The following is an 11,064-nucleotide window of genomic DNA, read 5'->3' as shown; positions in this document are numbered from 1 at the left end:
CATTGAGCGCTGCCGGGGTGGCGCCCTCGGTGACGGCCTTCGAGTCCGACGAGACGCCCCCCCCCCCCCCCCCCCCCCCCCCCCCCCCCCCCCCCCCCCCCCCCCCCCCCCCCCCCCCCCCCCCCCCCCCCCCCCCCCCCCCCCCCCCCCCCCCCCCCCCCCCCCCCCCCCCCCCCCCCCCCCCCCCCCCCCCCCCCCCCCCCCCCCCCCCCCCCCCCCCCCCCCCCCCCCCCCCCCCCGTCTGCGCGACGACATGGGCTTCGCCAGTGTCGGGATCCACAATCGTCAGCTGGCCGCCGGTATTGAGCGCCGCCGCGGTGTCGCCCTCGGTGACGGACTTCGAGTCCGACGAGACCGTGGCCGCATCGTTGCTGCCGGTGATGGTGACCGTCACCGTGCCGGTGGCCGTCCCGTCCTGGCTGGTGACCGTGAACTGGTCCTGCACCTGCTGGCCGGCGGTGAGCTCGTCATGGGCGCCGTTGCCGGTGTAGCTCCAGGCGCCGTTGGCATCGATGCTGAAGTCGCCGTAGGTGCCGTGGACGTTCGATTGCGCCACGACATGGGCTTCGCCGCTGTCGGGATCCACAATCGTGAGCTGGCCTGAGGTGTTGAGTGCGGCGGCCGTGTCGCCTTCGGTTACCGACTTCGAATCCGAAGAGACCGTGGCCGCATCGTTGCTGCCGGTGATGGTCACCGTCACCGTGCCGGTGGCGGTGCCGTCCTGGCTGGTGACCGTGAACTGGTCCTGGACCTGCTGGCCGGCGGTGAGCTCGTCATGCGCGCCGTTGCCGGTGTAGCTCCAGGCGCCGTTGGCATCGATGCCGAAGTCGCCATAGGTCCCGTGCGCGTTCGTCTGCCCCCCCCCCCCCCCCCCCCCCCCCCCCCCCCCCCCCCCCCCCCCCCCCCCCCCCCCCCCCCCCCCCCCCCCCCCCCCCCCCCCCCCCCCCCCCCCCCCCCCCCCCCCCCCCCCCCCCCCCCCCCCCCCCCCCCCCCCCCCCCCCCCCCCCCCCCCCCCCCCCCCCCCCCCCCCCCCCCCCCCCCCCCCCCCCCCCCCCCCCCCCCCCCCCCCCCCCCCCCCCCCCCCCCCCCCCCCCCCCCCCCCCCCCCCCCCCCCCCCCCCCCCCCCCCCCCCCCCCCCCCCCCCGCGACGACATGGGCTTCGCCGCTGTCGGGATCCACAATCGTCAGCTGGCCGCTGGCATTGAGCGCCGCCGGGGTGTCGCCCTCGGTGACGGACTTCGAGTCCGAGCTGACGGTCGCCGCGTCATTTGCCCCCCCCCCCCCCCCCCCCCCCCCCCCCCCCCCCCCCCCCCCCCCCCCCCCCCCCCCCCCCCCCCCCCCCCCCCCCCCCCCCCCCCCCCCCCCCCCCCCCCCCCCCCCCCCCCCCCCCCCCCCCCCCCCCCCCCCCCCCCCCCCCCCCCCCCCCCCCCCCCCCCCCCCCCCCCCCCCCCCCCCCCCCCCCCCCCCCCCCCCCCCCCCCCCCCCCCCCCCCCCCCCCCCCCCCCCCCCCCCCCCCCCCCCCCCCCCCCCCCCCCCCCCCCCCCCCCCCCCCCCCCCCCCCCCCCCCCCCCCCCCCCCCCCCCCCCCCCCCCCTGCCGGTGGCGGTGCCGTCCTGGCTGGTCACCGTGAACTGGTCCTGGACCTGCTGGCCGGCGGTGAGCTCATTGTGGGCACCGTTGCCGGTGTAGCTCCAGGCGCCGTTGGCATCGATGCTAAAGTCGCCGTAGCTGCCGTGCACATTGCTCTGCACCACGACATGGGCTTCGCCCGTATCCGGATCGGTGATGGTGAGCTGGCCTGAGGTGTTGAGTGCGGCGGCCGTGTCGCCTTCGGTGACAGACTTCGAGTCCGAAGAGACCGTGGCCGCATCGTTGCTGCCGGTGATGGTCACCGTGACGATGCCGGTGGCGGTGCCGTCCTGGCTGGTCACCGTGAACTGGTCCTGGACCTGCTGGCCGGCGGTGAGCTCATTGTGGGCACCGTTGCCGGTGTAGCTCCAGGCGCCGTTGGCATCGATGCTAAAGTCGCCGTAGCTGCCGTGCACATTGCTCTGCACCACGACATGGGCTTCGCCCGTATCCGGGTCGGTGATGGTGAGTTGGCCTGAGGCGTTGAGTGCGGCGGCAGCATCATCCTCAGTGACGGGCTTCGAGTCCGATGAGGCCGTGGCCGCATCATTGGTGCCGCTGATGGTCACCGTCACGGTGCCGGAGGCGGTGCCGTCCTGGCTGGTGACCGTGAACTGATCCTGCACCTGCTGGCCCGCGATGAGCTCATCGTGGGCGCCGTTGCCGGTGTAGCTCCAGGCGCCGCTGGCATCGATCGTGAAGTCGCCATAGGTCCCGTGGACGTTCGATTGCGCGACGACGTGGGCTTCGCCCGTATCCGGGTCGGTGACGGTGAGCTGGCCGCTGGTGTTCAGCGCCGCCGCGGTATCACCCTCGGTGACGGGCTTCGAGTCGGAAGAGACCGTGGCCGCGTCGTTGCTGCCGGTGATGGTCACCGTCACGGTACCGGTGGCGGTGCCATCCTGGCTGGTGACCGTGAACTGATCCTGCACCTGCTGGCCCGCGATGAGCTCGTCATGGGCGCCGTTGCCGGTGTAGCTCCAGGCGCCATTGGCATCGATCGTGAAGTCGCCGTAGGTCCCGTGGACGTTTGATTGCGCCACGACATGGGCTTCGCCGCTGTCGGGATCCACAATCGTCAGCTGGCCGCTCGTGTTCAGCGCCGCCGCGGTGTCGCCCTCGGTGACGGACTTCGAGTCCGACGAGACCGTGGCCGCATCGTTGCTGCCGGTGATGGTCACCGTGACGATGCCGCTCGCGGTGCCGTCCTGGCTGGTGACCGTGAACTGGTCCTGGACCTGCTGCCCGGCGGTAAGCTCATTGTGGGCGCCGCTGCCGGTGTAGCTCCAGGCGCCGTTGGCATCGATGCTGAAGTCGCCGTAGGTCCCGTGCGCGTTCGATTGCGCCACGACATGGGCTTCGCCCGTATCCGGGTCGGTGATGCTGAGCTGGCCGGAGGTGTTGAGGGCGGCGGCGGCATTGCCCTCGGTGACGGACTTCGAGTCCGACGAGACGGTGGCCGCGTCGTTGCTGCCGGTGATGGTCACCGTCACCGTGCCGGTGGCGGTGCCGTCCTGGCTGGTCACCGTGAACTGATCCTGCACCTGCTGGCCTGCGATGAGCTCGTCATGCGCGCCGTTGCCGGTGTAGCTCCAGGCGCCGTTGGCATCGATGCTGAAGTCGCCGTAGGTCCCGTGGACGTTCGATTGCGCCACGACATGGGCCTGGCCAGTATCCGGGTCGATGATGCTGAGTTGGCCGCTCGTGTTGAGGGCGGCGGCGGCATCACCCTCGGTGACGGACTTCGCCTCGGAAGAGACCGTAGCCGAATCGTTTGTGCCTGTGATCGTGACCGTCACCGTCTGGGTAGCTGTCGAGCCGTGGCCGTCATTAATCGTCACCACGAAGCTCTCGGTGATCGTCTGGCCCGCAGCGAGGTATTGCGCGGCCGCGTTGTTCAGATTGTAATGCCATTGCACCGAGCCGTTGGCGGCATTGGCCGTCTCGTTGACAGAATCAAGCGAGAAGGCGCCGAGCGACGTGGTGTTGGAAGAGGCTGCCGCGAACGAGGCCGAATGCGTGTCGCCAAGATCGGCATCGTTGAAACTGATGGTGCCCGCCGCGCTCTGCGAATCCGAGAGATCCGGCGTGGTGTTCGCGTCTTCTACCACCGAGCCGCTCTGCGGACTCGATGTGATGATGACCGAGTCGTTTGCGCCATTGAACTGGAGTGTCACGGTCGCCCAACTGAGCGTGCCATTGCCCAGCTCGATAGCGTAGGTGAATGTGTCAGTCAGCGTTTGCCCGGTCGCCAGCGCCTGAAGCTGAACGTTGATGTCGCCCTTGTCGTAATGAACGGTGCCGTCCGCTTCAATCCAGATGCGAGCACCGAGGGCGCTGCGGTCACCGGTTCCGGCCATTCCGGCGGCATCACTGCTGTACGCTACATCTTTGACCAGCAGATCAGCCGGTGCGTAGTTCTTGGTGGACGCGGAAGCGCTCGTTCCATTGTCCAGGGAGAACAGCGTCTTGGCCGCGCCCCCAAGGTCATTTGCCAGCACATTCAAGATGAGAATGTTGCTGGCGTCTTCCGTAAACGAGAAAATGTCCGTGTTGGCTTGCGGAGTATTGCCGAACGAAACCGTGCTGCCGCCGCCCGTTGTCTGCGTCGCCATAGCTTTAAATCCTCTGGGTGATGCGCCGTCCGCATTCACGGACCGGCGCAAATTGCACAATGGCGCGGGGATGATCGGCCGTTGCCTTGCCTATGCTGCTGAAGAAAAATGCCGAGCTGCTCAGCATGCCTGCCGTCATGCTCAGCGCTTCGAAAAGGTGTAAACAGAACACGTGCCGCTCAAGCCTGTTTGGGGCTGGAGTCGATCCAGGCTCGCGATCGGATGTCGTGTGCACGGTCGCGCGCTTGACAGCCGCCATGTTCGCAAACCGCAAACTTGGCTGGATCGGAAGATCGCAAATTGACGAAGAATTCGAACTTGCCCGAGCCCAGCCGAACATTGCTACAAAATGCGTGCACGTCATTCGCAACCCTCGTCTGCCAATGCAGAGCAGAGAGCGTCGCCGCAAATCAATTCACGCAATTGGTAGCGCTCGCTCGGACGGCGATAGGTCCGCCAGCCAGCGACAGTCCATCAGACTGCTGCCAAGTTACTCGAAAAGATCTAGAGCGGTATCCCCCTGCCCAACGTGGCCGGTGCTTAGCCGCCCACGTTTTGGCAATTATTTGATCTTGCAATATTCGCGGCTCCAGAAGCGACGACCGTGATCGAGAAGCGCCACGGCCGCCTGCTCCTAATTAAATAAGCCTATTTTAAATTAAAGCATCAGTCCATTTATATATTTACGCGATCGATTTAATAATTAATACATCGAAATCAATAACAAAGAGGCTCTTGCGTCCCTCCTTGCGAGGCGACACCGGAATTTTACGGCTTGCCTCCCGGATGCACTCGGTTCGCGAGATGATCTTTGCCTCGCGCAGATCGGCAACTCGCAGGGAGCAATTGGAGCCGAAACTCAGCCCCAATTCACGAAGACGAGGCATGAAAGCAGCAGTCTCGCAATACTTTGCACCAACCTGTGCTTATTAATTTGCGCATCCGACGATCCAGGCCCACCGTGAAGCGGCGGACGTGGCCTTCAATGTGTTGCTGGTCATCCCATCGGGTCAATGTAGCCGTCCTCGTCGCCCGGGCGTACGTTCCAGAGCGTGAGACCATCGCGGGGGATCCGATGGTGGTGCGCTCTAAGAGCGAGACGCGTAGCCAGAGCGCTGATGCTATCCAATGGCTGGGTTATGGCTCGGTAGCCGGCGCATGTGTCCTGGGGTGCGGCGAGAAGAGTCCTCGATGCTCTCGCACGAAGCTTCGCATCTCCTGTTGCTGTCCCGCACGTCTCTCGTTCGCTTTAACGCGCAACAGGGCCTCGGCAAGCCGCGTTCGAAATCCATGTGAAGCTAAAACCGAAACCAGTTCCCGGTTGACGCGCGAACGCGGCCAAATCGACCGCCATTAAATGATATATTTGATTATTGTGTATAATCATGATGACTCCATCGCAAAATTGAAAAATATGTTGGGGAAAAGAAAACATGGGAGGTTGAAATGGAAGCTGCCCGCCGCTTTCGCGCAATGGCGTTACTTTGCCGACAGACTGCCGCACTCCAACCTGAGAGAAGCTGGAAACTGCTTGCAGAGGCAGAGTATTGGGAACATCTGGCGGCTGCGGCCTTAGCTCATTGAGCTTCGGTCGAGCGTTCTTTGTCTTTCGCTTTTCGTCGACTTCTTACTTCAAGTCATTTTCTGAGGCATGTGATGTCGAGTACGCGTCAGATCTTTTCTAGTGCTGTTCTGAGCGAACGGCACCAGGCGCTTCTGGAGGAGCTTAGAGAGGTGGAGAAGCTTCGAAGTAAGCTCCGACATGTAGAGGCAAAAACAATCGGCAGAAGACGGCGTACCAAAGCGAGCGGCAGAGCAAGAGCCGTTTAGAGACCTGCCGGGTCCGAAGGCTGACCCGCGTTGGCTCACTCGCGCGGCTGATGCACGGATGCCCGCGCTCCTCGCATCTGCCACTACTTTGAAAGGGGACTGGGCGCCTTCATCCCCGCAGTAGCGAGCCTCCGCGATGACGTCGCTGCGACATGTCGCCAACCAGCCAGGCCGGGGTGCCCCACAACGCTTGAACTAAACTCGGCGGCGAGACCGGCCACCTGTTCAGGGTCGCGCCTTAGCTCCGACTTTCATTCGACGTTGCACTTCGGAACACTGCAACGAGTCGATCGCCTTCCCAAAGCTCAACGTCGTGCTCGTCATGCATTTGCTCGGCTCGTCGTCTCGCCGCCTGCTCGTCAATGCAGTCGAGCTTTGCAGCGCAGATCACTTGCCGGCTGCCGTCCACCACGAACACCTTGTACCGCATGATGCAGTCCGATCCAAAAGGGTGACCACCATCGTACCCGATTGTCCGTCTGAGGCAGTGCCAAACCAAGTGCGACGCACCGAACCTTTGTACGTGTAGCAGTTCGGCCGTGCCTGCTCGTTCAATCCCTCGGCCGCGCGGCGGCAGCACCTTATATGTCGCTACCTCAGTGGCGTAATCTCACTGCGTGCCGAAGCGTGCGGCTCGAGCTCAAGAGCGAGAGGCCACCAAGCGTCATCAGCAGCACACCGAACCATGCCGTCCAGCTGCGCGCTTCGTCGTGCGCCTCTGCAATGCGCGCGCCCAGCGGCATATCCTGAGGTGGGTTGGCGGGCGCGGCGGCGAGAAGCTGCCCAGCGTCGACTTGGCCCGGCACGGAGTGTTCGGGCGTGAGCTGGTTGCTGGGAATATCTACGATGGGGGCCGCCGACATCAGGGTAGAGCCCGTGCCGAGATCGGGAGCGGCATCTGCTACCTGCATTTCGGGTACAGTCGTCCGAGATCGCTCGGGCGGCGCGGAGCGCAGCAACTCCGCGCGCGCATCAACGACCGCGCTCCGCCTGGCCTGCGTGGTCCCGTTTCCGTCCAAACTGGCGCTGCGGTCTTTGGCCACGCGAGCCCGAATGGGCTTCTTCACCGTCGCGATGCCCTCGACCAGGAACCAGCATTTGCGGCGACCGTCCGTTCGGTAGACCCAATGCTGTCCGCCACTGGTCGAGGTACCGGGACGCGGCACGCATTCGGCTTGCGGCGGAGAGGTTACCGTGGGTTGGGACGTAGCAGTATTGAAGAAGTCGGCAACAGGATTGGAGGACGCGGGCGCCGCCGAAAAACCTCCGACAAGGACCAAACTGGCGAAATACAATCGCAATTGACCGGACATCGAAAACTCCCGGGTGCGCCCTACCCCCGCTTGAGCCTTAGCGGCGACAACGGCTCCCATACGGCTTAAATCGGGCGGCGCGATGAATTAATTGTCCTCTTGACCACCTAATTAATGTGCCGGCCCAGCACTCCAGGGGTGCAACACGAGGCAGCGCGATCGATTCATCGATCCATCTGAGTTGCGCCGGCCCTCGCTCCCGCCCACGATCTGCGCCGCGGCCGCCGGTCGATCGCCATCGTTGCGCTCGTCGAAACACGAAAGCGCAACTCGCCGAGGAATGAGTCTGTGGAGGTCACGAGACGTGGCTACCCCTCGCAGCGAATTAAATACTTCGCCACGATATTACCACTGTCGCGCCTTTCTCCCTGCCACCTCTCACATTTAAATGTGGATTGCAGGATCAATATTTAACTGACGGCTTGTCTGCTCCCGGATTCCCGACTTGTCTGCCTGGGCCTTCTGCCCAAGATTCGGATGGAGCCATGAACACCGCGCATTTTAATTCGCTCTCCATTGACGAGCTCTGGATACTTCACCAAGAGGTCGCCGCCCAACTCGCTCAGAAAATGTTGGTGCAAAAAGCACATTTGGAGGAAAGGCTCCACAGGATTGGACTGGCCAACGAGGCCACACGGCTCAATCGTAAGCGCCGCCGTCCATACCCGCCTGTCCGTCCCAAATATCGCAATCCGAAGAACCCAGCGGAGACATGGTCGGGTCGCGGCAGGCAGCCGCGATGGCTGCGTCCGCAGCTTCGAAGCGGCCGAGATTTGGACGATTTCCTGATCGATCAAGCTTCAGCTCAAAAGCGGCAGACAAATTGAGCGCTGATTGCGGCATTTGAGATGGCGCCAGTTGCTACCTCATGGGGCTCTGAGCTTTTACATCATCGTTTAAACGCGGGGTCATAACCATGCTTGGAGGCATGGCCATAGCGAGCGCTTGCGATCTGTCTGATGGTCTAGCTGAATCGCTCGGGGGGCCCGCGGCGCAGTGAAGACATCGACGAGAATCTCAAGCGCGCGATGGTCCGCGTCTAGTCGGGGCGCCCTCTGAAGTGCCGCCTAGCCGCATTCCACGCTCGAAGGACTGGAAGGAGGAGGGCGACGAGAAAAACTCTGATTGCAACCGGCGTCATTCCGCGCCGCAGGAGTGGTGGGTCGTGATCGACCGAGCGGCCGGCCGTCGTGTTGATCGTCACCGGAGATGGGGTTCCTGCTCGCCGAGTAGGTGCCCGTCTGCGCGAGGGCAGGACAACTACAACGAACAGAACGTTCACCAGTAGCCATATTCCCACAATGAGAAGGAAAGTACGCACGAGAACGACCATCGTTGATCTAAAATCGCCGAGCTTACTCCTGCCTCATAACCCGGCGCGCAGCCGGCAACACTGCGTTCGCGGACGAAGCCGCTTCAGCGCAGCCGGCACATTTGGCGTGCCCCGAGGCCGTTGGGTCCTGAGCGCTTCGCAAGCGTCCAGGATCGCTCGCAGCCTAGTCGGGCGCAACACTCGCGTCTGTGCGCTTTCGAACATTCATGGCCCTTCAGGTATGCTAATTCTATGCATCATCCGGCGAGAGCCGGACAGGGATGGCTCATCAGCCAGGTCCTCAGCCCGCAATCCCTGAACAGGGGCCGGGTCATGGAGCATGACCAAATTTCGCAGCACGATGAGCGGCGAATTTGGCGGTCCGCATAGAACCAAATTCGAGTTTCGGCAGTTGACTCCCGGTGGATCCGAACAAGCAAACTGATTGTTCGGGCCGAGGATAAGTTTAAAAGCTAAGCCGGCACACATGAAGGACCTCCGACGACGTTTGGAAAAGGTCCGCGCTGACGCCAGAGAGTTTACGCTGATGAGTCAGCAGGCGACGGACATGGAAAAGCGCGAGTTGTTTAAGCGCTTGGCGGATGAGCTCGCCTTCGAGGCTCTCGAGCTTGAGCTAATCGTGAAGAAAAATGAGCCACCTAATCCGTGCGGCCAGCACGAGGTCGTGGAGTTCAAGCCACCCTCTCAGCGAAAGCGCGGCTGACGCGGAAGAGCTAGATCGTGCGTGCACGACGGATCTTTGCGGCTCCGCCAGCGATCGCTGCGCCGCCCCACGCCCCCTCTTCGGGCCAGCTGTCCCGCAACGCCCCGCTTGTGGCATCCACCTGACTTTCAGAAGGTTCGCCGCCCTTTTCGCGGCTGAGACAATCCGTACGAGCGCTACGACAAGCACGTAATCGACTTATCCCATCGGATCTGTGCGCTTTATCGAATGGGTGACGATATAGAGACCAGGAAAAAGCCGAACGGCAATCTGGCCGTGTCCACCCCATACAAAGAACGTCGCACGAGACGTGCATTGTTCTGTCGAAGAGCTTAAAAAGGCTCTTGCGGGCCAATCTTTTAAAGGTGGTGGACGCACCAGGGCTCGAACCTGGGACCCGCTGATTAAGAGTTCAAGACCATTGAACGGCATCCCGAAGCTCGATCGAATCGACTTGAACGTCCTCGTCCAGCTGCAGAAGGACGGCAGGATGACCAACGCCAATCTGGCCGAGGCAGTCGGCCTTTCGGCGAGCCCGTGCCTGCAACGTGTCAAGCGGCTGGAAGCGGCCGGGTACATAAGGGGCTATGGTGCGCAGATCAACCTTGCGAAGCTGACCGAGAGCATAACGGTCTTCACCGAAATCACCTTAGTCGATCACCGCAAGGAAGATTACGTCAAGTTCGAGTCCTGTATGCGCAACGTCGACGAGCTGATGGAATGCCATCTTATCAGCGGCGGTTACGACTATTTGCTGCGCTTCGTGTGCCGCAACATCAACCACTATCAAGAGCGAATGGAAAACCTACTTGAACGCAACGTCGGCATCGAGAAATACTTCAGCTATATCTTGCTGAAATCTCCCATCGTGAAGCATGCCCTTCCGCTCAAGACACTGCTCGATCCTCAGTGGTCAGGCGACCAACTCGCTGCTGACGCTTCCGCATCACACCCCAGGCTGACTTGCGCTGTTGTTTAGCGGACGGCTTGCTCCAATACCTGCCCATCTCAAGCCTCGCGTATAGAACGCAATCAGCGCCAAGCGCGATCCGTACAAACATCGCACAAGATCGTAGGCTAGCGTGAAATCATACGCAACGCGGCCGCGGAGCGCCTCGAACTTCGATCCCATTGTTCGCCTGCTCTGACTTACTGGTCGCAGCCCCGGGCTTATCCGACCGAGAACGGTTTCGTCGCACGATCGCAACCTTACCGGCGCGGCGAAACTCCGGAAGGCGGAGGCCAATGTTGAGTTGCTTAAAGGGGACAAGTGACTCACGCGCCTCGCAGGATGAAGTCGCTTCTGAGCACAATCGCGATGCGCTAATTGCACACCATCACGCGCCGGTATCGCCCTTAGACGTAGTGGCAGTCACTGTCCGAGGAATAGTCATCGCGCGAACGGCCATAGGTGTAGCCGGCAGAGGCTCCGGCAGCATAGGCGCCTGCAACATAGGCGGCGCGATGGCCGTATTGGTATCCGCCGTAGCGGCCGTGGTCTCCGAAGCGGTTGTAAGTGACCGATGTGCCGCGAACCGCACTCTCCACCGTCGGTCCGCCCCGACCAGCGGCGCCGACACGCCCAGCCGCCGCGAGATCACCGCGCGGTGCAGGTCCAGTACCGAGACGAGGCGCCGGGCCG

The 11,064-nt window shown here is 63.3% G+C and carries 8 protein-coding genes and 1 pseudogene; 3 read left to right on the top strand and 6 right to left on the bottom strand.

Annotated features, from left to right (window positions below):
- The 5 genes from XI04_RS28365 to XI04_RS28345 form a co-directional block, all read right to left on the bottom strand.
- A partial coding sequence (locus XI04_RS28365; protein WP_271623866.1) for a VCBS domain-containing protein occupies positions 1 to 820 on the bottom strand: 820 nt, incomplete at its 3' end.
- A 444-nt stretch (positions 821 to 1,264) separates the two neighbouring features.
- Entirely contained in the window at positions 1,265 to 4,243 is a 2,979-nt protein-coding gene (locus XI04_RS28360) for a VCBS domain-containing protein (protein WP_271623865.1), read from the bottom strand.
- Between the two features lie 4 nt (positions 4,244 to 4,247).
- On the bottom strand, positions 4,248 to 4,502 hold the full coding sequence (locus tag XI04_RS28355; protein ID WP_157158188.1) for a hypothetical protein: 255 nt from the start codon (positions 4,500 to 4,502) through the stop codon (positions 4,248 to 4,250).
- 1,809 nt (positions 4,503 to 6,311) lie between these two features.
- Entirely contained in the window at positions 6,312 to 6,503 is a 192-nt protein-coding gene (locus XI04_RS28350; protein WP_028144438.1) for a hypothetical protein, read from the bottom strand.
- Between the two features lie 166 nt (positions 6,504 to 6,669).
- Positions 6,670 to 7,386, bottom strand: a complete 717-nt coding sequence (locus XI04_RS28345) for a hypothetical protein (protein WP_038973609.1) — start codon at positions 7,384 to 7,386, stop codon at positions 6,670 to 6,672.
- 485 nt (positions 7,387 to 7,871) lie between these two features.
- Between XI04_RS28345 and XI04_RS28340 the strand changes: the two genes are divergently transcribed.
- The 3 genes and pseudogenes from XI04_RS28340 to XI04_RS28330 all read left to right on the top strand — a co-directional run.
- Complete coding sequence (locus tag XI04_RS28340) at positions 7,872 to 8,213, top strand: H-NS histone family protein (protein ID WP_080670287.1); 342 nt, start codon at positions 7,872 to 7,874, stop codon at positions 8,211 to 8,213.
- 972 nt (positions 8,214 to 9,185) lie between these two features.
- Positions 9,186 to 9,422 carry a hypothetical protein gene (locus XI04_RS28335; protein WP_038951231.1) on the top strand — a complete coding sequence of 79 codons (237 nt, stop codon included), beginning with the start codon at positions 9,186 to 9,188 and terminating at the stop codon, positions 9,420 to 9,422.
- Between the two features lie 421 nt (positions 9,423 to 9,843).
- Positions 9,844 to 10,320: pseudogene (locus tag XI04_RS28330) on the top strand (Lrp/AsnC family transcriptional regulator); the annotation flags it as partial.
- Positions 10,321 to 10,778: 458 nt separating this feature from the next.
- On the opposite strand, the gene XI04_RS28325 reads toward XI04_RS28330, so the two are convergent.
- Entirely contained in the window at positions 10,779 to 10,970 is a 192-nt protein-coding gene (locus XI04_RS28325) for a hypothetical protein (protein WP_271608825.1), read from the bottom strand.
- Positions 10,971 to 11,064 lie beyond the last annotated feature (94 nt).

Origin of the sequence: Bradyrhizobium sp. CCBAU 11430 (assembly GCF_028128855.1) — a bacterium.
Lineage (GTDB): Bacteria > Pseudomonadota > Alphaproteobacteria > Rhizobiales > Xanthobacteraceae > Bradyrhizobium > Bradyrhizobium ottawaense.
The sequence above is the reverse complement of the archived record's forward strand: the minus strand, read 5'-3'. Positions and strand labels throughout refer to the sequence as shown.